We start from the raw sequence: 249 nt of genomic DNA, 5'->3' as shown, positions 1-249 counted from the left end.
ACCCGGGCCCAGGAGAGGCTCTACCTCTCCCACGCCGAGGAGCGGGAGGTCTACGGCAGGCGGGAGCCCGCCCGGCCGAGCCGCTTCCTGGGGGAGGTGGAGGAGGGGGTTTACGAGGTGTACGACCCCTACCGGCGCCCGCCCTCCCCGCCCCCCCATCGCCCGAGGCCCGGGGCCTTCCGGGGCGGGGAGCGGGTGGTCCACCCCCGCTTCGGCCCCGGCACCGTGGTGGCGGCCCAGGGGGACGAG

Annotated in this window: 1 pseudogene; it reads left to right on the top strand. The window is 77.9% G+C overall.

Annotated features, from left to right (window positions below):
• Positions 1-249: pseudogene (locus tag MFF40_RS28570) on the top strand (hypothetical protein); the annotation flags it as partial.

Source organism: Methylobacterium mesophilicum (assembly GCF_022179445.1).
Classification (GTDB): Bacteria; Pseudomonadota; Alphaproteobacteria; order Rhizobiales; family Beijerinckiaceae; genus Methylobacterium; species Methylobacterium mesophilicum.
Note: the sequence above shows the minus strand (reverse complement) of the source record. Positions and strands in the feature narration are given on the sequence as shown.